At 50.7% G+C, this 21,601-nt stretch carries 20 protein-coding genes, 1 tRNA gene and 3 pseudogenes; 9 read left to right on the forward strand and 15 right to left on the reverse strand.

Features of this window, described 5'->3' with window-relative positions; all coding sequences use genetic code 11:
• Positions 1–44: 44 nt before the first annotated feature.
• Together MWU63_RS08470 and MWU63_RS08475 are read left to right on the forward strand one after the other, a co-directional pair.
• Positions 45–1,151, forward strand: a complete 1,107-nt coding sequence (locus MWU63_RS08470; RefSeq protein WP_213889112.1) for a twin-arginine translocation pathway signal protein — start codon at positions 45–47, stop codon at positions 1,149–1,151.
• Positions 1,144–1,599, forward strand: coding sequence for a MarR family transcriptional regulator (locus MWU63_RS08475; RefSeq protein ID WP_213889110.1), 456 nt, complete (start codon positions 1,144–1,146; stop codon positions 1,597–1,599). The genes MWU63_RS08470 and MWU63_RS08475 overlap by 8 nt, the downstream gene beginning before the upstream one ends.
• Positions 1,600–1,602: 3 nt before the next feature.
• On the opposite strand, the gene trpA is transcribed toward MWU63_RS08475, so the two are convergent.
• A complete protein-coding gene (gene trpA / locus MWU63_RS08480; protein ID WP_213889109.1) occupies positions 1,603–2,394 on the reverse strand; it encodes a tryptophan synthase subunit alpha in 792 nt (263 codons plus the stop codon).
• A gap of 177 nt (positions 2,395–2,571) precedes the next feature.
• Between trpA and MWU63_RS08485 the strand changes: the two genes are divergently transcribed.
• The 4 genes from MWU63_RS08485 to MWU63_RS08500 all read left to right on the forward strand — a co-directional run bounded on the left by MWU63_RS08485 (position 2,572) and on the right by MWU63_RS08500 (position 5,589).
• Positions 2,572–3,402 carry a PhzF family phenazine biosynthesis protein gene (locus MWU63_RS08485; RefSeq protein ID WP_247077550.1) on the forward strand — a complete coding sequence of 277 codons (831 nt, stop codon included), beginning with the start codon at positions 2,572–2,574 and terminating at the stop codon, positions 3,400–3,402.
• Positions 3,403–3,482: 80 nt separating this feature from the next.
• Positions 3,483–4,580, forward strand: a complete 1,098-nt coding sequence (gene ychF / locus MWU63_RS08490) for a redox-regulated ATPase YchF (RefSeq protein WP_213889444.1) — start codon at positions 3,483–3,485, stop codon at positions 4,578–4,580.
• A gap of 247 nt (positions 4,581–4,827) precedes the next feature.
• A tRNA-Ser gene (locus MWU63_RS08495) sits at positions 4,828–4,917 on the forward strand.
• 369 nt (positions 4,918–5,286) lie between these two features.
• Positions 5,287–5,589 (forward strand): hypothetical protein, encoded by a 303-nt coding sequence (locus tag MWU63_RS08500; protein WP_213889105.1) that lies wholly within the window; start codon positions 5,287–5,289, stop codon positions 5,587–5,589.
• Between the two features lie 450 nt (positions 5,590–6,039).
• On the opposite strand, the gene MWU63_RS08505 is transcribed toward MWU63_RS08500, so the two are convergent.
• Positions 6,040–6,219, reverse strand: a complete 180-nt coding sequence (locus MWU63_RS08505) for a hypothetical protein (RefSeq protein WP_213889104.1) — start codon at positions 6,217–6,219, stop codon at positions 6,040–6,042.
• 543 nt (positions 6,220–6,762) lie between these two features.
• Here MWU63_RS08505 and MWU63_RS08510 point away from each other — a divergent pair.
• Positions 6,763–7,155: a nuclear transport factor 2 family protein gene (locus tag MWU63_RS08510; RefSeq protein WP_213889103.1), complete on the forward strand. Its 393-nt coding sequence runs from the start codon at positions 6,763–6,765 to the stop codon at positions 7,153–7,155.
• 458 nt (positions 7,156–7,613) lie between these two features.
• Here MWU63_RS08510 and MWU63_RS08515 read toward each other — a convergent pair whose 3' ends face one another.
• The 9 genes and pseudogenes from MWU63_RS08515 to MWU63_RS08555 form a co-directional block, all read right to left on the reverse strand.
• Complete coding sequence (locus MWU63_RS08515) at positions 7,614–8,039, reverse strand: cytochrome c (RefSeq protein ID WP_213888428.1); 426 nt, start codon at positions 8,037–8,039, stop codon at positions 7,614–7,616.
• A gap of 1,094 nt (positions 8,040–9,133) precedes the next feature.
• Positions 9,134–9,730: a hypothetical protein gene (locus tag MWU63_RS08520; RefSeq protein ID WP_247077553.1), complete on the reverse strand. Its 597-nt coding sequence runs from the start codon at positions 9,728–9,730 to the stop codon at positions 9,134–9,136.
• A gap of 36 nt (positions 9,731–9,766) precedes the next feature.
• Positions 9,767–10,288, reverse strand: coding sequence for a helix-turn-helix domain-containing protein (locus MWU63_RS08525; RefSeq protein WP_247077555.1), 522 nt, complete (start codon positions 10,286–10,288; stop codon positions 9,767–9,769).
• Positions 10,281–10,418: a hypothetical protein gene (locus MWU63_RS08530; RefSeq protein WP_247077557.1), complete on the reverse strand. Its 138-nt coding sequence runs from the start codon at positions 10,416–10,418 to the stop codon at positions 10,281–10,283. The genes MWU63_RS08525 and MWU63_RS08530 overlap by 8 nt, the downstream gene beginning before the upstream one ends.
• Positions 10,415–10,708, reverse strand: coding sequence for a helix-turn-helix domain-containing protein (locus tag MWU63_RS08535; protein ID WP_247077559.1), 294 nt, complete (start codon positions 10,706–10,708; stop codon positions 10,415–10,417). The genes MWU63_RS08530 and MWU63_RS08535 overlap by 4 nt, the downstream gene beginning before the upstream one ends.
• Positions 10,709–10,805: 97 nt before the next feature.
• Entirely contained in the window at positions 10,806–11,021 is a 216-nt protein-coding gene (locus MWU63_RS08540; RefSeq protein WP_348646223.1) for an AlpA family transcriptional regulator, read from the reverse strand.
• 74 nt (positions 11,022–11,095) lie between these two features.
• Complete coding sequence (locus tag MWU63_RS08545) at positions 11,096–11,968, reverse strand: hypothetical protein (RefSeq protein ID WP_247077561.1); 873 nt, start codon at positions 11,966–11,968, stop codon at positions 11,096–11,098.
• On the reverse strand, positions 11,968–13,179 hold the full coding sequence (locus MWU63_RS08550) for an integrase arm-type DNA-binding domain-containing protein (protein ID WP_247077564.1): 1,212 nt from the start codon (positions 13,177–13,179) through the stop codon (positions 11,968–11,970). The genes MWU63_RS08545 and MWU63_RS08550 overlap by 1 nt, the downstream gene beginning before the upstream one ends.
• Positions 13,180–13,312: 133 nt before the next feature.
• Positions 13,313–13,680: pseudogene (locus tag MWU63_RS08555) on the reverse strand (transposase); the annotation flags it as partial.
• A gap of 192 nt (positions 13,681–13,872) precedes the next feature.
• Between MWU63_RS08555 and MWU63_RS08560 the strand changes: the two are divergent.
• Both MWU63_RS08560 and tnpA read left to right on the forward strand, forming a co-directional pair.
• Entirely contained in the window at positions 13,873–14,502 is a 630-nt protein-coding gene (locus MWU63_RS08560) for a hypothetical protein (protein WP_247077567.1), read from the forward strand.
• A 539-nt stretch (positions 14,503–15,041) separates the two neighbouring features.
• A pseudogene (tnpA, locus tag MWU63_RS08565) lies at positions 15,042–15,378 on the forward strand (IS200/IS605 family transposase).
• 156 nt (positions 15,379–15,534) lie between these two features.
• On the opposite strand, the gene MWU63_RS08570 reads toward tnpA, so the two are convergent.
• The 4 genes and pseudogenes from MWU63_RS08570 to MWU63_RS08585 form a co-directional block, all read right to left on the reverse strand.
• Complete coding sequence (locus tag MWU63_RS08570) at positions 15,535–16,560, reverse strand: pentapeptide repeat-containing protein (RefSeq protein ID WP_247077578.1); 1,026 nt, start codon at positions 16,558–16,560, stop codon at positions 15,535–15,537.
• A gap of 28 nt (positions 16,561–16,588) precedes the next feature.
• A complete protein-coding gene (locus tag MWU63_RS08575) occupies positions 16,589–20,506 on the reverse strand; it encodes a response regulator (RefSeq protein WP_247077569.1) in 3,918 nt (1,305 codons plus the stop codon).
• 13 nt (positions 20,507–20,519) lie between these two features.
• The gene (locus MWU63_RS08580) at positions 20,520–20,795 is read right to left on the reverse strand and encodes a hypothetical protein (RefSeq protein WP_247077570.1); all 276 of its coding nucleotides are present in this window, start codon (positions 20,793–20,795) and stop codon (positions 20,520–20,522) included.
• Positions 20,792–21,601 (reverse strand): annotated as a pseudogene (locus tag MWU63_RS08585) (hypothetical protein); the annotation flags it as partial. The gene MWU63_RS08580 and the pseudogene MWU63_RS08585, both read right to left, overlap by 4 nt.

A 21,601-nucleotide genomic window follows, 5' to 3' on the forward strand; every position in this document is an offset into this window, starting at 1 on the left:
GATTTCGAACTTAATAGTGCGATATCGTACTAATGGAGGTTGAGATGACCCTATCACGACGTAGAACACTAGCCCTTATCGGAGGCGGGATTATTCTGGCCGCAGGTTCAGCAGCGGGTGGATTCGCCGCAACACGAAGGCCAGATAAGGCCCTGATGCCCTGGGAGCGGGCAGGAGGATATGAAGACATCCGCCATTTCGCATTGTCTTATGCGATCCTTGCGCCAAACCCGCATAACCGCCAACCTTGGTTGGTCGACCTTAAAGGTGAAAATCGAATCGTTCTTTACCGGGACACGACACGAGAGCTGGAACACACCGACCCTTTTCAGCGTCAACTTGTCATCGGGCTTGGTTGCTTTCTGGAGCTGATGCGAATTGCTGCTGCAGAACGCGGCTTTGCAGTGGACTTAAAGATTTATCCTGAAGGCGAAGACGGGCCAGTTGCGATTGCTGATTTTAGCGAGGGCGCGCAAAAAGACCTACTATTCTCGCAAATACTGGGGCGTAGAACCTGTCGAAAACCGTTTGCCGATACCCCTGTTCCTGGTGAAATAGTGGACGCGCTTTCAGGATATGGTGAGATCATTACCCAACTTGAACGTGTTGTGGAAATTCGCGAACTGACTTGGCAGGCCATGAAGGTTGAGTCCGAAACACCCCGGACCCTCAGCGAAAGCATTGATTTGCTTCGTCTTGGTAAGGCAGAAATCAACGCCAATCCTGACGGCATATCCTTGGGCGGCCCACTGGTGGAAACCCTGGTCGCTTTCGGGGCTGTAACACGGGACGGGCAGCGTGACCCGTCCAGCAAACAGTTCGCGACGACGCAGGAGATGTTTCGCGATATTGCAATGGCGTCCCCGGCTTATGCCGTTATCAAAACCGGTCAAAATACGCGGAGAGACCAGATTGACGCCGGGCGCCGCTGGGTTCGGTTGAATCTTGCGACCACGGGTTTAGGGCTTTCCCTGCATCCTGTCAGCCAAGCCTTGCAGGAATACCCAGAAATGGCCGAGCATTACACGCATATCCACGAGATACTTACCGAGCCGGGAGAAACAGTTCAAATGCTTGGGCGCCTGGGATACGGTCCTGATGTGGCGCAATCCCCGCGCTGGCCGCTCGAAACACGGATGTTGAATGGATAAAGAACAGACAGCGACTTACTTTTCGTTTTTCACGGAAATCGGTATACTTGACCAACTTGTTTCTGCAGGGCTAGAGGCGCGTTTGCCAGCAGGTTTACTGATGTCGCATTTCACAGTGATCAACCATTTGGTGAGGGTTGGAGATGGTGGTACGCCACTCGCTCTGGCTCGCGCCTTTCAGGTTCCAAAGACCACGATGACACATACATTGGCTGGGCTGGTCAAACACGGATTGGCAGAGATGCGCCCAAATCCAAAGGACAAGCGGTCAAAACAAGTCTGGCTGACAGAGGAAGGGCGCTCGTTTCGTAAGGTGGCAATAGCCACTGCAATTCCAGTTTTCGAAAGAGTTTCTCGGAAAATACCTGCGGAACGGTTGGCAGAGGTGCTGCCATTGCTTCAGGAGCTACGAGAACTTTTAGACGAAGACCGAGATGCTAAAGACTGAAGCTTAGGCGCGGTGCGCCCCATCAGCGAGCGATTTAATAAATGCCAGAACGTCAGCTGGAGAGTCGCCATCGCCAATTCGCTTCACGATCGCAGAGCCAACAACAGCACCGTCGGCAATGCGTGCAATAGCTTCGGATTTTTCAGGAGTGTTGATGCCAAAACCAACGATTACAGGCAAATCTGTTTTCGCTTTGATGCGTGCAACCTCGGGGCCAACATTCGCTGCCTCTGCCTCGGCCGCGCCTGTGATGCCGGTTATAGAAACGTAGTAGACGAAACCAGACGTGTTTTGCAGCACTTTCGGTAGGCGTTTGTCATCGGTTGTAGGTGTCGCGAGGCGAATGAAATTCATTCCTGCGGCCTGCGCCGGAATGCAAAGCTCTCCATCTTCCTCTGGGGGCAGATCGACGACAATCATGCCGTCGATACCAGCAGCTTTCGCATCGACCAGAAACTTGTCAACGCCACGATTATAGATCGGGTTGTAGTACCCCATAAGAACAATTGGCGTTTCATTGTCGGTTTTGCGAAAGTCGCGCGCAAGCTGAAGCGTGCGTTCAAGTGTCATGCCCGCAGCAAGGGCGCGCTGCCCTGCAAACTGGATCGTGGGTCCATCTGCCATAGGGTCAGTGAAAGGAATGCCCAGTTCAATAACATCAACGCCGGCAGCAGGCAGGCCTTTGACAATCTCAAGCGACGTTTCGTAGTTCGGGTCACCTGCCATGACATACGTCACAAAAGCTTTTTTGCCTGCTTTACGTAATTCAGAGAATTTCTGATCAATCCGTGTCATGGGAGTCCCTCAATATCTTTCAACAGGGTTTGCGCGAGCTTTTAGTGAATTTCAATGGTATTCCGACAAAAATCTTTGGCTAATCTAAGCAATCGCAATACTTCTTATCAAAAATTGCAATTTGAACATGAAACGCGGTGTTTCTACTTCTGTGCAAAGCAGAAAAAGGAATTCAAAGTGAAAGTAGAACGACGTGCAGCCTTTTCATCAGATGGAAAAGGTGGAAACCCGGCAGGTGTAGTCCTGACAAATGAGTTACCCACGGCAGATCAAATGCAGGAGGTGGCTGCAGAAGTCGGTTATTCGGAAACCGTTTTTGCAGCCCCGCAAAAAGGTGGGTTCCGGGTGCGGTACTTTGCGCCAGAAGCCGAAGTGCCGTTTTGCGGTCATGCAACAATCGCGCTGGGCGCGGAGCTTGGGAAAACCAATGGCGCTGGTAAGTATGCTTTAACATTGAATGACACTGAGATAACCGTCGAAGCCTTTGAGGAAGATGGTGCCTGGAGTGCACGGCTCGTTTCTCCCAACACGTCTTACAGAGATGTTGAGCCGGACCTGCGTGCTGACGCGCTCGCACTATTTGGTTGGACGGAAGCGGATATTGATCCATCTCTGGATATGGCGCGCATCAACGGCGGTGCGGAGCATTTGCTGATACCTTTGGCGACACACGAGGCGCTTAAGGGCATGAAATATGATTTCGACAAGGGTGCTGCGCTGATGCAGGCGCATAGCCTTGTCACAATCAATCTGGTCTGGCGCGAAAATGCTAATACCATCCACAGCCGGAACCCCTTTGCGGGTCATGGAGTCTACGAAGACCCGGCAACGGGTGCCGCTGCCGCGGCACTGGCCGGTTACATGCGTGACAGCGCGCAGGTTACAGAGCCATTTACGGTGCATCAGGGTGTAGATATGGGTGTGCCGTCGCGGCTTATCGTCGATCCCAACCCGGGCAAAGGGCAGTCTGTTAACGTTGCCGGGCAGACGCGTGTTATCAACAATTGATCTATTTGCGTTGACCCCGGTAGCGCTTATTTCGTAGATGCGTCCGAGTTTGGATGAATGCAAGCAAGGACGTGAACGATATGGGTTTCAAAATGGGGATCGTTGGCCTGCCTAATGTAGGTAAGTCGACATTGTTCAATGCGTTGACAAAAACCGCCGCCGCACAGGCGGCGAACTTCCCGTTCTGCACAATCGAGCCGAACGTCGGCGAGGTTGGCGTACCCGACTCACGGCTTGAAACACTCGCTGGTATCGCCGGGTCAAAGCAAATCATCCCGACCCGAATGACATTTGTCGATATCGCGGGGCTCGTGAAAGGTGCCTCAAAAGGCGAAGGGCTTGGAAACCAGTTTCTTGCAAACATTCGGGAAGTTGACGCCATTGCACATGTGCTGCGGTGTTTTGAAGACGGCGATGTCACCCACGTTGAAGGCCGGGTCGATCCGGTTGAAGACGCGGAAACCATCGAGACCGAGCTTATGCTTGCGGATATGGAATCAATCGAACGCCGCCTGCAAAACATTGTTCGTAAGGTAAAAGGTGGCGATAAGGACGCGGTCCAGCAAGAGCGCCTGCTGCGTCAGGCTTTGGCTGTGCTGGAAGACGGCAATCCGGCCCGCACCGTAGAGGTGGATAAGGACGACCTTAAAGCATGGAACACGCTACAGCTTCTGACGACGAAGCCGATACTTTTTGTCTGCAACGTTGACGAAGACTCTGCCGCAACGGGGAATGAGCACTCTGAAAAAGTTGCGAAAATGGCGGCAGAGCAGGGTGCTGCTCATGTGGTTATTTCGGCCCAGATTGAAGAAGAAATAAGCCAGTTGGACCCAGAAGAAGCCACCATGTTTCTTGAAGAAATGGGACTACACGAAGCTGGTCTGGACCGGTTAATCCGGGCTGGCTACGAGCTACTCGAGCTGCAAACCTATTTCACGGTCGGTCCGAAAGAGGCGCGCGCCTGGACCATCAGGCGCGGCACCCTGGCACCACAAGCTGCTGGTGTCATCCACGGGGATTTTGAACGCGGATTTATCCGTTCGGAAACCATCGCCTTTGACGATTTTGTGGCATTAAAAGGCGAGCAGGGTGCCAAGGACGCCGGAAAAATGCGTGTTGAAGGTAAAGGCTACGAAGTTAAAGACGGCGATGTGCTGCATTTCCTGTTCAACGCCTAATTCCTAAGAATGACTTTGACGCCAAGGAGCAGGGGTTTTTGCGTTTTTTCGTTCGTTTGATGGCGCTTAGTCTGCTTGCAGAAATGTTTGCCACCAACGTCGCACGTTCCGCGCCGACGAGTGCCAATCAATGCATCCATCAAAACAAGTAGGTCTGAGGAAGCTGTTTAAGATTTTCTCAGGATAAGCGCGTCAGATCATCAAAACCATGTTGCAACCACGGCTTCGTGCAAATATACGCATCGGCGGAGATGTGGCCGAGTGGTCGAAGGCGCTCCCCTGCTAAGGGAGTAGGCCCGGAAGGGTCTCGAGGGTTCGAATCCCTTCGTCTCCGCCACTAAAATATTATATGTTATTGATATTATTTAATAAATAGTGACTCGATGACTATCTATCCCCCGTATTGTCCCCCACTTAATTCTGTAATTCGTGGGTAATGAGCGGAAAGGGTTTGCGGAAGCAACATAGAACGAAAGAGATGAATACTACCAGTTCGAGCAAGGGCATGTTGAGTGCGGTTAGACGATGAACCACAGCTGTGTCACTGCGCGACCCAAAACCTCTTGACGGATCAAAGGCCTGCGCCACGACGCTGGTTTTGGCAGCGATAATTTCAATAAGGACAGAATATGCTTAAGAACACTATCCTTGCGGCAACAATCGCTCTTATTGGCATGTGTCAAGAAGCAACGAAACGTTCACGCTCGTGAAAGGAAAAAAGACAGATGCAGCATTGAAGTGTTTTACCAAATATACTGACAAGATCATTGGATATGAAAGGCAAGTTATGAAACGAATTTATGCAACCGCTGCGATTGCTTTTATGGCAGGTTATCTAGTTAACGATGTTGTTCAGGTGTTGGGTTTAGGTGTCCAACCCGCACAAGCGTCAGTTGCGGGGATGAATTACCGCCTCCTCTCAAGAGATCCTGATTTCATAGAAGCCGTCCTTCAGGTTGTTGATGGGGCTTGTCGGGTCAATGATGGGGCTGAAACCGTCTACTGCTAATCCTCAACCGTATTTGATGGCGGATATTTGCATGGCTAATAAGAAGCTTTATATATTGAACAAATGTGCCACGCTAGAATACAACCAAACTTCGTGCCAATTTGAAAATTCATGGTAAGGCCCCATGCCTCGCGCGTTAACGCTTCGGAAAAGTGTCTTGATTTTGCCTTTCAACTGCACACGCAAAAAAAAGTGACTACCCGCGCCGGTCCCGTTCTGATGACTTGAGAGGTTGCACCTCCCCCTACTAGCGCGCGCTCAATCGCATTCTTGGTAGTTTGACTCCATGCAAATCCTAGCTCGCCTTTGCGCCATACCTAGTCAAGTGTGGCAATCGTCAAAGTACATCGTGCAAATACGTTCGAAAAGAAGCACTGAGGTCGGCGAACAATATCAATCAGCCGGACGCTGGCACGAAAGAAGCTCTTGTGATGAGCCGAGCGTCAGGAATTAGCGCATTTTTTGAATTTTCAGCTTGTCTTGTTTTGCTCTATTCTTAGTCGATTCCTCAGAACGCGTGAGAGCTTTGGCAATAGCCTTTAAACTCATCCCCTTTGACACCAGCATATGCAGCTTTTGAATTTCCTCATGTGTCCAAGCTTGGCGGTGGCGTTCGTAACGTTCGGTCATTGGGTCGTCTACCTTATCATTATGTTGGAGCTTTCATAAAGCCTGGTCGTACCGATGGCGCCGATACAATGGCGATAACGATCATGGAAGGACCTGTCGATCAAATAGGTGCTGAGGATAAAATACGCTCAATTTATTTACGTGACCCTGACCCGAACCTAATCGAGATATCCAACTGCTATGAATGGCAGCAAAGTCCCGCATAACAGTCATACGTCCAAGCCCAATACACACGGCCTCACCGACACACTCTAACGATGTTTGAGTACATTCCTCACAGCCGCTAACGCGGCCCACACCAACACACGCGGTGTTGGGTATGCCGTATCAGCAAAAAAACTGCAAACACGCACCACAGGAGGCACTCAGCGCCGCTGATTTCTGACAGAATGCCTCGGACGACCGGTCTGCAGAAGACCTGCTTTCTCTTATGTATCGAATGGCGGCTATCGGGGGAAATACTAATAAAACGCGGCAAATTGCACTGGACGAATGAAGGCTACATGTCATGATGCGGGTATATTAATTGGGAAAGGTGAGGCAATGATTGATGCGCAAGCAGTGGCCAAGATGGCGGCAGACTATACTGCAGCTTGGAACTCTAAGTCCGCAGAGGCGGTGGCCTCTTTCTACGCAGAAGACGGCGAAATCATTATAAACAATGGCGATCCATGGAGTGGTCGGTCGCGCGTTCAGGATATGGCTGCAGGCTTTTATGCGGATGTCCCAGATTTGACGCTCACCTGTGATGATGTGCGTTGTGCTGGAACTCATGTGATTTTCGTTTGGACATTCACAGGGCACGATGCAGCCAGTGGAAATCCGCTGAACATTCGGGGATGGGAAGAATGGGAAGTTGGTGACGACCTCAAGGTAAAGGCTTCTCGCGGGTGGTTTGATGCTGAGGATTATGGACGGCAGGCCGAAGGCAAGTAGCCACATTTTGGACTGCGCAGGCACATTCTTGTGTGCTTGCGATAGTGCAGACGCGCTATCTAGTGATCTGTCCGAAAGCCGCCATTCGGCGATGTCGGACTCCCTTAAATATAAATGACGCCTGACAGCCGCTAACGCGGCGCTGTGCATGCCGTTCAGAAAAATACCGACGCAGCACGCCGGTCACGTACCGACATAGCACCATAGCAGCACCCAGCACGCCAGTACACGAGCGGGTGAGATGCAGAATTTCTGAGGTGGTGAGAATGTCGACTGCTGAGACGCGGAAAGGGCCAAGCCATTCTGAAACAACGAGAAAGGATTAAACGATAGACCATCGAAGCCCCGCGCTTGCAACACCGCAAGACTGCTGCATAATCAATCCAACCAGATAGGCCAGATACTCTATTAGCTCAAGCAGCTCTTAAGACCATTATCCCTGATGACGGACAGCTCGATTACGTCGGCTCTTGGATTGTCGCGAGAAAGAAGACCAACTCAAGAACCCTAGATTGTGCTGTAGGTACTCCGCTACCGCCAGTCCCATACTCCCCTTCTTGAGCAATAGTATCAGCGTTAAATCGGTTTCCCCAGATTGGCATCTCGCTGGTTCCGTGACCACGGCTCTGATCAGCGTCAGCGATAACTTCATAGACGCGTTTAATCGGAAACTGTCCTCCGTTACGCTCAGAAATCCTAGTCAAATCAGAGGGCGCACTCTTCAATAAATCAACAATTGGACCATTTCCCTTTCCATTCACACCATGGCAAACTGCACAGTTGGCTATAAACGAGTCCTTGCCGATTTCTTGAGCAACTGACGCGCTTGGAATGGCAATGATGAGTGCCATTGCCGAAAGAATAGATTTTGCGTGATGGATCATTGCTTTCCTCCAGAATTGACAAAGTAGTAAGGGGCACTTGATAATCATACAGAGGTTAGCTGGACCGATAATTGATCTTAATCAATGCGTAGGCTTTAAGCGCGGCGAACGGCGCAAGGTATGGCCATCTCCACTTAAGTGGTTAACTTTGCCGGGATCAGGTGAGATCTCTAACTGGACCGCCGCAGCGCAGAAGGAAAATGCGGCATAGCAACCCGTTGAAAGTCTACTTCTGAAGTATGAGCCCGTCAGGTTTGCGAGTGCAGCGAACGACCGCGTTAGTAGCTGACCTAGGAAACTCATTTTAAGAAATTACTACACAAAGAAAAACTGGTTGCCTGTAAAATTTTAAGTAGTGTCACAAAGACGCCCAGTAGAACCGCCAAGTTGAGTTTTTGAAATCATCGGCATCAAGCCAAAATATATATGCAGAATTATCTGTGGCACTAATAGCAATGGTGACCGATAAGGTGCCATCAGCTCCCTCGGTGAATTTGTTGGCCGCCCTCAGACTTGATCCATAAGCATTCAGTAAATTGGCGCGAGACTGCCGAAGTGAGTTCGTTGGGGTGGGAACTTTACTAAGCGCCTCCCGTGCTGTTTGCGTTGCGGACACCAATTCGCGAATTTGTTCTTTTGTTATCGTGTCGCCTTTTCGGCCATGTGTCTGAATATGGGCGGCAGTACATCGACATGCAGGAATGGATTCTTGAACATGCAGGCCGAGACAACTTCGCCTGGAACAGTGATTCAGTGCCGGGAAACAGGAAGAGATTGTAACGAAGTTAAGGTAGGTAGCCGTCTCACCTCTAACAACTCACGATTTCTTCCAGCATGCCTCTAGTCAGGATACGCTTTAGGCGTGCGAGAACTTCGCCAATAATGTCGAAAGCCGACGTATCGTAACAACCTCCCCCGACCTCCCACCATGCTTGTAATTCGGATGCGCTAGACCACGCGGAGCCCCACCACCCGCGCCGTGCATGCGACAAACGTTCCACCCACGGACAGCTGGGGATTTGCATAGAAGACCAGTCCGCTTGGAGCGTGCAGTGCATCTAGGAGCGTTGTGTGCGCTTTGCATGGGGTTAGTGTCATTTTTCATGTTCAGCCCGCCCCCCATGCGCCACAGAGCCGACAATGGCCTGACCGCCTTCATTCACCGTCACACGCTCCACCCTGACAGTTTGCTGGGCCTTAGCACGGTGCTTCTTGAGCGCGTCCATCTGAGTTGTGAAAGTTCGGGTGAGCTTGTTCAATGCTCGTTCTGCGCTGTCCCTTTGGGGCAAGTTGCTTGCCCAAAGAAGCCGTCGAGATGTGTCCATTGCGCAAACATGTACAGCAGCCATTTGAGCCGCCAGCATGGCTTCTATTTCGCTTACCGGCTCAATGCTTTTGATAAAGCCAATTGCGAATTTCATCGAGCTTTCACAAAACTCATCTTTCTTTGATACCGAGTTTCCGATTTGCCCGAGAAACGGGTTTAGAAAATCCAAATCCAAAACTCCCATGGCGCCCATCAGCCGCAAGGTGTCATCCTCATCGTCTTTATCTCCAATCGACAATTTTGCTATGCCATCTACCATTTCCGCTTTGATGTTTGGAGCTTTCTCGCGCCTCGCCAGAACTTTATCTTTCAGAGCAGCAATCTCTGAGTCGGTAACAATTTCCTTGTTTTTATCTTTGCTCATTGCATGGTCCTTCAACATAGAGGGGAGTGGTTAGTATTAGTGTTCCGATTTAGAACCCAAGGAATGGGCACTTTTGGTCCTGACGGGTTCTGTTTCGGAACCATGCCCGTGCCTAGGGTTCTGGAATGGAACCACCGATACGCTTGACGGGTCCGCATTAGAACCGCGTTTTGATTTTTCGGGTGGTTGCCATTTGCGCCAGTCATTTGTTGCAGGGGACCGTTTGTAACGCGTCACAACAGGCTTTGTCGTTAGTCGCCATTCATGGGCGCGGCGATGATACCATGCACCTTCCTTTTCCAGCACAATGAAGCCCTTGGCTTGCAGTTCATCGAAACCTCGTTTGACAGTTGCCTTGCCCAAACCCAGGATTTCGGCGGCTTCATTCATCGACAGATGCAATGTGCCATTGTTCCCGCCGTGAAACCTTGAATGGAGCTCAAACCATATTTTGACAGCGGCCCCGGATAGGGACCGCCATGCTTTTGACCGCAGCATAGGATATGGCATATTGACGTATTGCTCTTTTCCTTTGCCTTGCTTGTCACTCTTACCCAAGGCGCGGCTCCCCGTAGTTCAGAAGCGCGATTGCGCGGGCCTGTGACTGCGTGACACCGTATTTACGGCTCAACCGCTTTACTTGCAGGTCTAGAGGCGCTGGGCGGGGCTCTGAGAAGGTGTGCTTCATGCCTGCCCCTCAACGTCGCCCTGCAACTGCACCGAAACGTCTGTCAGCAGCCTGTAGCGAGCGTGAAGACCCTTGTAGCTGCCCCCATGCGCTTCCATTTCGGTCTCAATGGCGAAACCACGTTCACGCAGACGATGGACATAAGCGGACAGGCGTAGGGCAGGACGTTCGATTGTGGTGATTCCGTGCCATCCAGCCTTAGCCAAATGGTAGAGTGTCCAGCCTTGGCGGTTTCTTAGTTCAATGGTTTGCGGGCCTTGCCCAGAGTCAAAGGTAACTTGTATTTTCATTTTCACACTCGTTGATTTACGAGGGCAAACGCGCTACGGATAAGATGCAAAACTACCCAACGCCCGCGCCCTCTGTTTCATGGTTGCGGGTGTTGTTTTATTTGGTTGCAGTTTCACGATTGGAGAGCCAATCGTTGATAGACGTTTCGGACCACGCGACCGCACGGCGTCCGATGCGGATAGGTCGGGGAAATTCGCCTTTGTTCATCATGTCATAGATTGTAGAGCGGCTGAGTCCAGTCGCAGCTTCAACTGCAGGACGTCTGAGGTGGTGTTCGACCATGTCGGTTCCTTTAGGTTTACGGTGGGACATGGTGGTATTTTGGTGAATTAACTTCCCTTAAATAGTCTGCACGATAGAAAATGCGTTTCGATACGATGTACCGATTAACTATTTTTTCTTCGCCCTGGCATGGAAATTGCTGGATTTATTTCGGAAGCTTGTCGGCGGTAATACTCAAATTTTCTCCAAGATATACCCTTGCTTAGAAGTTGAAACTGTTCGGATTTGGTGGTTGCCTCTCCAGATTCAAACGCTTCCAAAATTTCTTTCGTCACGTCTCGAAATTGCGAAGCAGCTTGTTTTTCAGCACTGTCTTTTTCCATTAACTCGTCGACAAAAACTGGATCCAAATTCAATTCCTTTGGGATACTATTGTTAGGTGCACATATCGACCAGCCTTCGAATTTCTCAGCGATCTCCTGAAGAAAGTTTCTTTCGCCGAAAAGATAGCCATCGAAATGAGAACAGAAATCGTCGTCAGGAAATGCGCGTGAAAAAAGGTTTTCTAAATATTCAGCTATTTTTGCTGTGATAGTGAATGATGCACGGTCATAATACAGCGGCAGAACTCGTTCAATCTTGCCTTTTCCTGAATACAAATCAATAATTCCCCTTTCCGCAAAATCGTATTCGATAGGCCATCCCCACTTATCAACTAGGTGCAAAAAGAAACTAGTTTGAATTGAAGTTTCAGAGCCTTCAGGAATGATTATTGGCTGAAATGCCGTTTCCAGAATGGCGGCTGAAATTTTCATGACGTCTCCGCGAGGGGAAGATATATGAATTGCGCCATCAGTCACCATCGACTTGAGAGCACATTCTTCAATCGCATCCTGGACGCATAGTAGGGGGTGGGGTCCAAATTCTGACTCGGCATGTCCATACTTCTCATATTTAACTTTGAGTTCACGTACTTCGTCTTGGCTGTATCGCTTCAAAACATCAAATACGGTGACAAAATCTGTTGGACAGTACACTAGCCTATCCTCACAATGTTTTCCGATTTAGTAGCTAAAAAACAGGTCCAGTTCTCCATCAATCTACGCCGCTTTTCAAAAAAGTCGGACCGAGCATAAGCCGCCTCAGCCTTGTCTTTCACCGTATGCGCTAGTGCGGCCTCTGACACGTCACGCGGAGTATTTGTCTTCTCTTGCGCCCATGTCTTGAAAGAAGTGCGAAATCCATGCACGTGCACATCATATCCTAGTTCCTTAACCAGCTTTGAAAGCGTCATGTCAGACAATGGCTTTCCTTTAACGGTGCCGGGAAAAACCAGGCCTTTGCCAGAACCAGCTTCTCTCGCTTGTGTTAGAATTTCAATCGAGCGATTGGACAATGGAACACGGTGCTCCTTGTTAGCCTTCATACGGTAAGCAGGACGGGTCCATATTGCATTTTCTAGGTTCATCTCTGACCAATCTGCCAAACGTACCTCCCCTGAGCGTGAAGCTGTCAGTATGACCAATTCAAGAGCGAGTTTAGTCATGAGACCAGCTTTGGAAGTACGTAGCGTCTCAAGAAATTCCGTGACTTCGCCATATGGCAAGGCTTTCCGGTGTTGTTGAGTTTTGTCTTGCTTTGGCAAAGCTTGGGCAATTGCATCGGCTGGATTATCTAGTCGCCAGCCGTTAGCAACCGCCCATTTCATGATAGTGCCGATACGCTGTCGAACTCGCCGCGCTGTTTCTGGTTTTTTCAGCCAGATTGGTTGCAGCACTGCCAACACATCAGCAGTTGTCACATCCCCGACCTTGAGTTTGCCAATTCGTGGGAAGGCATAGGTCTCCAAAGTAGAGATAAATTGAGCGGCATGTTTGACATTGCGCCACGTTGGTTTGTGCAGTTCGTGCACCTTTCGCGCAGCCTGTTCAAAGGTCAGCGCGGCCTTTGCTTCTTTCTTTGCGCTTAAGGGGTCGCCTCCCGCTCGCGCCAATTTACGGTTGGCTAGCGCTGTTTCACGCGCCTCAGACAAAGAAACCAGCGATGGGTTTCCCAGACCTAGTTCGCAGCGCTTGCCGCGAATGACTATTCTCTGCACCCATTGCCGCGCCCCGTTCGATTGCACACGCAAAAACAGACCGTGACCGTCAAAATACTTACCAGGCTCTTTGACGGTTTTCACAAATTGCGCGGTTAAAGCCTTTTCAGGTTTGCGAAGCCCACCCGTTGACATATCAATATCCCCCATCTTATCCCCCAGATAGTGGGGGATTAATTGGGAATATGGTGGAACTTATCGGACAATGTAAGGAGTAATACCATATATTTTTAATACCTTAGCGGAACAAGCAAGCATAGGTTGGAATATAGATAGGCGGACTTCGTCTCCGCCATCCGCGATCATACTTTTTTTGAGCAACCGCAGTTCAAGGGCCTGTTCGGCAACCACTTCCTTCAGATCGCGTGCCTCACGGCGCAGATCTTTGACCTCGGTCGATGTCGCAGCGCGGGCCGTGTCGCCTGCAAGACGCTTCTTTCCAGCTTCGAGGAATTCCTTGGACCAGCTGTAATATAGGCTCTGGGCAATGCCTTCGCGGCGGCACAGCTCCGCAATACTGTCCTCGCCCTTCAGGCCGTCCAGCACGATCCTGATTTTCTCTTCCGCTGAATACTGCTTGCGCGTAGCGCGGCGGATGTCCTTGACGACATTCTCGCCATGGCTCTTGCGGGTTCCGGGTTTCTGTCTCATCTCCACTCCATAGTGGTTACGATGTGCCAGAAACCCTCTCTTATCAAATCAACCTAAACTGTCCCATTGGCGCTGACGTCAGACACATGTAATATCAAACAACATAGTCGCGTCGCAGGACCACAATCTAGCAACACGCAATAATTGGGCATGGGGCATTCAGATCTGGCGCCCGAGGAGGAACACAAGCATATGAGAAATGTCATCAGAATTGGCGTTTTGTCTCAACCAGATCCTCCGAAGCAGCTTGAACCCATGATTGAAGCCATATTTCTAGAGCAGTTCAGAAAATTGTGTTCGATCGTCGGGTCAAAAAACATAGTTTTGGTCAGTTCAGTCGAATGTAAAGTTCGTGAATTAGCTTGTATCTCTGCTGTCGAGGAGGGCTTGATTCTCGAACTTGAGCCTTTCGAAACACCTGAAGAGATTGGTGTCGAGGAGGCTGAAATTAAGACAAAGATACACGCTATTCTGGAAAAGCAGCCGGGGACAACTGAATTAAAAGAGCGCATTCCGGAGATGGAGCTGACTGAATTTTGTGACATAATGTTTCTTGTGTATGATAGGTCAGACCCGGATCAATCATCTAGATTTGAAGAAATGCGCAAACGCTTTTTTTTGAATGAAGCGAAGGTTGCAAGGTTGGAGAAACTAATAATTGATGTGAATTGCCCAAAGCGTTGGAGTGCGGACGCTGATGGCGAGGTCTACTTCGATTATGTCACGCGAGCATCAGGGCAGTTTGGTGTGTCCTCTGAAGTTGAAATTCCTGACAAACTGATAAGGCAGTGGGTTAATGCAATAGCTGCTATTCCTCATTAGGAACAAGATTTTCAAATAGAAAAAACCGGCTGCATCTTGGTTTTCAGTTCCATGCCGCCGACTCCGGCGAGTTGAAGGAAGACCGCAATGTCGACTGGCATTATATCGCGCCATAGACTCGTCCAGCGGACCGAGATGATGCGCCTAGCGCCATTGTGTCAGCAACTCTTGCATCGACAGCACCCCGCGCAAGATGTCGACCTCGTTCTCGCGGCAGACCTGGCGGCAGATGTCGCGCACTCGCAATCGCAAGTCCCGTACCGCCGAGCCTTGCCTGTGGCCTCGGCAACTCTCCTCCACGATCCGGAACTTCGCCCCCTTTGCGGGGCGATCTCGGAGGATACTTGCCATTCTCCAGATTTCGCAAGCCAGGAGAAACATAACGGTCTGAAATAAATCAATTTAGTATCCACTCCTTGGTCTAAACCCTCCGACTTCCAGTCGGACCCGCTTTAGCGCGAAAGAATCGTCCTATGATCATACCCTCTGAAAAATGAGCCGCAGCCGGGTCGGAGGCTCATTTTTCAGAGGGTATGATCATGCAATATGACACCGGCAAGCACTGCGTATTTTACCACCGCTATCACCTCGTCTGGTCGACGAAGTACCGCTACAAGATCTTGACGGGAGAGCGACCACGTCCACATGTTCGTTTCGGTGCCGCCGAAGCTTGCGATCTCGGATCTGGTGCGCAAGATGAAGGGCCGTTCGTCTTACAAGGTGCAGCGCGAATTTCCGACGATCCGCAAGCGCTATTGGGGCTGTCGTTTTTGGGGCAGGGGCTACTTTTCAACCACCAACGGGGCCATCACCGAAGACATCGTACTTCAGTACCTGGAAAACCATATCGCTGATCCTACCGGCGCCAGCCGGTAGTCGTTCAGTCGCGCTGGCTGGGCGAACTGGATGGGTGCGTTACCGAATTCCAAACCCTAGGCTGCGACAGGAGAAGACAAACCTACAAAGACTGCAGCAAATTTGCCAAAATGTTTGCGATTCAACTTTTTGCTCCAGATTGCTGGTAGCACACTGTTAGCTCCGCCGAGCAATTGTGTTTGCAATAATCGAGAGAAGCAGTCCTAGAGTAAAATATCCTAAAACCACCTCGCTAATTACGAGGATCTCACCATAAACGTTCTCAGCTGTTACGTCGCCATAGCCTAGCGTCGTGTATGTGACCATAGAGTAGTAAAAAGGAGTAAACCAACTCTGCGCAGAGTTTGAATAATCCATCATCCCCCAGCCTAACCACATATCAAATGAATAAATAATCCCATAAAGCGTTGCGAGAAAAAGTGCATAAATTCCAACTTTTAAAAGACTACGGCCGTGATCAAAAAGCCCCCACGCCTTGAACAACACGAGCTCAACGGACTTAGTAAACCCGCTTGGCATATTTGAAATAGAAGCCTCCAGGGTGTCTATGTAATCTTGATCTCTGGCGTCTCGCGCAAAGAGCGCGTTGCCGTAAACAGAGTCTATGCCGCGAATTCCAAGGTAACGCCCGCTCATATCTTTTAAGTTGCCGTAGACGACGCTGGTCACATTGGCCCCTTCAACCCGAGCTGTGCAGAACGATGCGCGCGAGATATTTGCGTTTTCCAGGCAGGTATCACGAAGGTCGGCGTTTGTTAGGTTTGCATCACGGAGGTCCGCGCCAGTGAGATCCGCCCCGGCAAGATTTGCTCCACGCAGATCTGCGCCAGAGAGATCAGCCTCCGTTAGGTCGGCGTTCTGGAGGTTTGCGGCCGTCAGTGTGGCAGCGCTCAGCGACGCCTTGTAAAGTCCGGCATTCGAAAGATCCGCACCTGACAGTTCCGCGCGATCCATCTTTGCGTGCTTTAAGTTTGCAGATGACAGCCTGGCTTCGAAAAGGTCTGTGCCGGTGAGGTCAAGTCCTGACAGGTTCCGTTCCGCTAGGTCCGCCTCGGAAAGGTCGGCCCCGGCGAAGACGGCAGAATTATCGGGATTACTTGAGAGGAAAAGCTCCCAGTCCGTTAATTCACCTTTAAGTGACTCTAATGCCTCTTCAATCCCCGGAGCTTGTTTGCCAGCCATTTCTTTCAAATCAAAATCTCCTCACGCTCTATCGGTGAATTAGCGACAGTATTTCTTCCAAAGCGCCTTCCACATCTCCGCCTGACTTTTGGACAACATCGCTGACACTTGTCTGTAGGCGTTTACGGTCTTCAGTGTTCAGCTCCATCGCCGTAACAATAATTATTGGGCAATTGGCTGATGGGTAGTCGCTTGATCTGAGCCGTTCGAGAAACTCGAAACCGTCCATGACCGGCATCATGAGATCAAGAAGGACCAGTGAGAATTTTTGCAGTTCCGTTTTCTCAAGCGCTATTTTGCCGTTCTCAGCTTCGTCGACTTCCCAGCCGTCGCCTTGAAGGGTGCGCACCATGGTTTCGCGAGCAGCCGGATCGTCTTCAACGACAAGCGCCGTCTTTTGTCCGCTCGACGCATACTTTTCAACAAGGCCGGACAGCTTGCCTCGATCAACCGGTTTCTGCAGGGATTCAACGGCGCCAAGCGAGTAGCTCATGGCCTTGTTTCCAACCATCGAAATCATGACGACCGGAATATCTTTCAGTGTATCGTCGGCCTTAAGTCGGCGGAGGACCGTCCAACCGTCCATCCCTGGCATCATCACATCCAGCGTTATGAGGGCAGGCATGTGTTCCGCTGCGAGTGCCAGACCTTCGGCCCCGGACTTGGCCAATAATACCGAACAGCCTTCCGTTTCTAGGCGCTTCTTCAGAAGCTCCCGGGCCGAGGCCTCATCATCAATGACAAGTACCGTGTTTCGAGCAGAAGCATTCTTGATTGGCTGACGTGAAACAGGCGTTGTATCCGGGTCCGATGAAGAAGGCTCGGGAGATGTGTTCGAAATGCGCGCCTCCTCTTCAAGACCTAGGTGCTTCTTTTCGGCTTTCTTGGGCAGTGTGACGATAAAACTCGAACCTTGCCCGATAGTACTTTCAACGCGGATGCTGCCACCCATCATTTCGCAGAACCTCTTAACGAGGGCGAGCCCAAGGCCGGTTCCGCCATAATCACGTGTAGTAGATTCATCCGCCTGAGAAAATTCCGAGAAGATATGCTCAATCTTGTCTTGAGGGATACCAATGCCCGTGTCGGTCACCGCGAAGCGAACGGAAGGCTCGTTCGATATAGATGCAGCGTTTGCAGAAAGAGTTATCTGTCCTTCCTTTGTGAACTTCGCTGCGTTGGAGATCAGATTGAAGAGGATTTGGCGAACTTTCGTTACATCGCCGTGCATGGTTTCCAGATCCTGATCGACATCCAGAACCAGTTCATTGGCATTCTTTTCGATAAGGCTGAGTGCTGTACTGGCAACGTCTTCGGCGATTTCCTTGACGGCGAAGTCTTCAAGGAACAGATCCATTTTTCCGGCTTCGATCTTGGAGAGGTCGAGAACGTCGTTGATGAGGGACAATAGATGCTTACCAGCGTTGGTAATCTTGTTCAGATCGCCGAGCATGTCTTCCAGCCCATCGTCTTCCGCATCCTCAGCCAGCATCTCTGAGTAGCCGATGATCGCATTCATCGGCGTACGCAGTTCGTGGCTCATGTTTGCAAGGAAAGCACTCTTCGCTTCATTCGCCCGTTCGGCTTGTTCACGAGCATCTTCAGCTTGCCGTTCAAGTTCCAACCGTTCCGTTATGTCCTCGACAAGGCCGATATAGAAGACATCATCGGGGACTTGTACTTCTTCGACCCTCGCCTCCAGCTTGAATACAGTACCGTCTTTCCGGACCGCGTTGACAACCCGACTTTGACCGACAATCTTTGATGGGGCGCCATGAATTCGACGCTCAAGATACAGATCGTGCTCAAAGGCAATTTCTTTTTCCATCAGGATTTTGATATTTTTCCCAATAACTTCAGATGCGTAGTAGCCAAAGATCCCCTCAGCAGCCGAGCTAAATGTTTCAATCACGCCGTTTTTATTGATCGACACGATACCAATGGGGCTCGCCTCGATGATCTTCGATACTCTCTGTTCGCTGAACTCGAGTTCGTCTTGTATTTTCTTCAGGTTTTCATTTTGTTCGATGAGTTCGGCCTCGTTGCGCTTAATTGTCGTGATGTCGGTCGCAACTCCGACAAGCCCTCCGCCGCTGATCGGCGTTGTTCTGATCTCGATCGTTCGCCCTGCTTGAGTATTTAGAACAACGTTTGATGAGTGGCCTTCAGAAAGTGATTTAAGCCTTGTGCGGATAATTTTCTCTGTGTCGCCTAGCCCGTAGTCTCCATTTTCAGCATGCCAGCGGATCACCTCTTCCTCAGGCTGTCCTGCTTCGACCAACCTTAGAGGCAATCCGAACATTTCGGTGTACCGTTGATTGGCCAAGACATAGTTCATGTCGGCATCAAGCATATAGATACCGTTCGACATCTTCGACAGCGCAAGCTCCAGTTGTGCCGAGGCGTCATTCAGTTCAGCGGTGCGTGCAGCTACGGTCTCTTCTAGGGTCGTCTTTTGGTTTTCAACTTCCTGCAATGAGCGCACCATCGAGTCGCGCAGCGCCTCGAAATTCTGGGCTAAATCTCCAATCTCGTCGCTGGTCCGTACTGTAACTGGTGTGTTCAGTTCGCCGTATGCCAGGCGCGTTGCGTCAGCTGACAGCAGCCTAAGCGGTCGTGTAAGCGAAATCGAAAACAGATATGAAGCATAAATGGCGGTGGCCAAGACAATCGATGCGACCAAGATCAGACGATCAATCAATGTATCCGCATCTCGCAGGGCTTCCTCGCGATCGATCTCGCTCATAATGACCCAGTTGAGTCCCGACAGCGATAGGGGACGATAAGAAGATAGGACTTCGACATTTCTGTAGTCAGGGAAGATTTCTGTTCCGGAATTTCCTGAAAGTGCTGCTCGCGTACCAATAGTGTCGACCTCTTGCAGGCCGATTGAACTGTTAGTTCGTTGGATTTGGTCTATTACTGAATGCGGGAGACCGACCTCCTCGATCATCTTCAAATACTGTTCTCGATCCTCGATCAGAAATCTTGACTGATTGCGCAGGAGTTTATCACTGCCGACGAGATAAGTTTCGCCGCTTGTCCCAAGCCCTACTTCAGTCCAGGCCTCATTTGACGTCATGATCGAGTTTATGCCGCTTAAGGGAAGCTGTACTGCCAGGACGCCGATGGGGGTTGGTCCATCATAAACGGGTACGGCAGCAAAAGCAGCCGGAGCATCGAATGAAGGGAGATAAGGCTCAAAATCTGCGAAGATGACTTGACCTGGGCGGGCAGCCATTGCTGATACAACCGCGCGCGCGAGATTCGTATCTGCGTGAGGTCCGTCGAAAAGACTCGTTCCAAAATCAATCTCGCGTTCGACGGAGTAAACTATCCGCCCGTCGTTAGGTTCAATCAAAAAGACGTCGTAAAAGCCAAAGCGCTTCTGGAAATCGCTAAGCGGTAGGTCCAGCCTTTCGAAGGCGGAGCCAAAGAAGCTTGCAAAGGACGATTCACTCACCGCCTGCGAATTGAATATGTATCGATCCTGCAGAAAGATTGCCAAAGGATCCTTGGGAATGACTGACTCAATGAGAAAATCATCTGGCTTGGATCCAGATGACGTCTGATACTGGGTCAAGAATTCCCCTGAGTAGTATTTCGATAGTCTCTCTTCTGACTGCGGAATCACAAGGTCTTCGGTCGTCTGGAGATAGACAACCCCCCGCCGAAGTTGCTGCAGCCCGTCTTTCAAGAATGTACTATCGGAAATGAAATTAAGTTCATCCTCCACCTGTGAGAAATAGTCTTCGATCTGCTGTGCCTTGAGCTCGCGAACCGCCGTCAGTCTTTCGAATGCCGCCTGCTTTAGGGCTTCACTGGAGGAGTAACCCGCTAATATCGCTGCTGCGCACACAGCAATCATAGAAATCAGAATACTGATGACAGCCAGCTTGGTCCCGATCTTCAATCGCAGTCCCGGTGCTCGGTTTTCATTTTTCATTTTTGAGCTCCCTTCATGAAGCGGTATCCTCATAGAGCAGAACGATTTCGTTCATCCTCTCCAGAAGACCCTTTGCCTGTTTGTCAGCATTCAGAATGTCGTCAATAGACCGATCTGTACCAGTCCAAACCGCTGTCGAAAAATAGGCCCTCAGGGCCTCCCATGTACCTTGTGCGGCGCTGAGCTGTTGAATGATTGTCTCCAGTCTCTCACTTTGCAGCGCATCAGGTTGTATCAGCATTCGCTGACGGCCTGATAAGTTGATTTTGCGAAGCGACATTTCGATCATGGAAACTTCCTTCCAAGCACCACCAAAGGGGATTGCAGTTCGCTTTCCTGCGTAACGCCAAGTTCTGAGATATTGAGCCCGGCTATCTCCTCTTGTTCAGTTACCCTGAACCGGAAAACGGCATTCCCCGCATAGAACACGAGAAAGGCCACTCCAAATGTCCATGCCCCATATACCAGCACGCCAAGGCCCTGGACGCCGATCTGCTCAAAGCGGCTGAGTCCCGTACCAAGTTTCTCGAGGTCCCCATAGAGTCCGGTTGCCAGGGTGCCCCATATCCCGGCCCCCAAGTGCACCGGGATTGCCCCAACCGCATCATCGATTTTCAAGGCTTCAAGGGTTTGGCTTAGGAATACGACAATCATCCCACCAACCAGGCCAATCAGTGCGGCGGAGCCCGTCGAGACGGCGAAACAATTCGCTGTGACTGCCACAAGCCCGCCCAAGGCGCCGTTGATGAATTGATCTACGTCGAGCCGCTGGTTGACTGCGTACCGCAAACCTCCCGCCGAAATGGCGCCAATGCACCCCCCGACGACCGTATTGACAAGAATCGACGGCACAGTTTCGTCCAGCATCAATGTGCTTCCACCATTGAAACCAAGCCAGCCAATGAAAAGAAGAAGAGCGCCTAGTGTGGCAGTGGGCATGTTTGACGGCGTAATGGCGTGGGTGCCCGAGTCGTCATCGAAGCGCCCCAAGCGGGGCCCGATAATCAAGACAAGGGCGAGGCCTGCCCAGCCACCGACACTATGAACCACCGTCGATCCCGCAAAATCCACAAACCCCAACTCAGCAAGCCAGCC

The sequence above is a fragment of the Pseudohalocynthiibacter sp. F2068 genome (genome assembly GCF_023015645.1).
Taxonomy (GTDB): Bacteria; Pseudomonadota; Alphaproteobacteria; order Rhodobacterales; family Rhodobacteraceae; genus Pseudohalocynthiibacter; species Pseudohalocynthiibacter aestuariivivens.

Bases quoted from the DNA above. Each gene is read 5' to 3' on its own strand.
- MWU63_RS08470 (WP_213889112.1), top strand. From the start codon at position 45: ATGACCCTATCACGACGTAGAACACTAGCCCTTATCGGAGGCGGGATT.
- MWU63_RS08475 (WP_213889110.1), top strand. From the start codon at position 1,144: ATGGATAAAGAACAGACAGCGACTTACTTTTCGTTTTTCACGGAAATC.
- trpA (WP_213889109.1), bottom strand. From the start codon at position 2,394: ATGACACGGATTGATCAGAAATTCTCTGAATTACGTAAAGCAGGCAAA.
- ychF (WP_213889444.1), top strand. From the start codon at position 3,483: ATGGGTTTCAAAATGGGGATCGTTGGCCTGCCTAATGTAGGTAAGTCG.
- MWU63_RS08505 (WP_213889104.1), bottom strand. From the start codon at position 6,219: ATGACCGAACGTTACGAACGCCACCGCCAAGCTTGGACACATGAGGAA.
- MWU63_RS08510 (WP_213889103.1), top strand. From the start codon at position 6,763: ATGATTGATGCGCAAGCAGTGGCCAAGATGGCGGCAGACTATACTGCA.
- MWU63_RS08515 (WP_213888428.1), bottom strand. From the start codon at position 8,039: ATGATCCATCACGCAAAATCTATTCTTTCGGCAATGGCACTCATCATT.
- MWU63_RS08520 (WP_247077553.1), bottom strand. From the start codon at position 9,730: ATGAGCAAAGATAAAAACAAGGAAATTGTTACCGACTCAGAGATTGCT.
- MWU63_RS08530 (WP_247077557.1), bottom strand. From the start codon at position 10,418: ATGAAGCACACCTTCTCAGAGCCCCGCCCAGCGCCTCTAGACCTGCAA.
- MWU63_RS08535 (WP_247077559.1), bottom strand. From the start codon at position 10,708: ATGAAAATACAAGTTACCTTTGACTCTGGGCAAGGCCCGCAAACCATT.
- MWU63_RS08540 (WP_348646223.1), bottom strand. From the start codon at position 11,021: ATGTCCCACCGTAAACCTAAAGGAACCGACATGGTCGAACACCACCTC.
- MWU63_RS08550 (WP_247077564.1), bottom strand. From the start codon at position 13,179: ATGGGGGATATTGATATGTCAACGGGTGGGCTTCGCAAACCTGAAAAG.
- MWU63_RS08560 (WP_247077567.1), top strand. From the start codon at position 13,873: ATGAGAAATGTCATCAGAATTGGCGTTTTGTCTCAACCAGATCCTCCG.
- MWU63_RS08570 (WP_247077578.1), bottom strand. From the start codon at position 16,560: ATGGCTGGCAAACAAGCTCCGGGGATTGAAGAGGCATTAGAGTCACTT.
- MWU63_RS08575 (WP_247077569.1), bottom strand. From the start codon at position 20,506: ATGAAAAATGAAAACCGAGCACCGGGACTGCGATTGAAGATCGGGACC.
- MWU63_RS08580 (WP_247077570.1), bottom strand. From the start codon at position 20,795: ATGATCGAAATGTCGCTTCGCAAAATCAACTTATCAGGCCGTCAGCGA.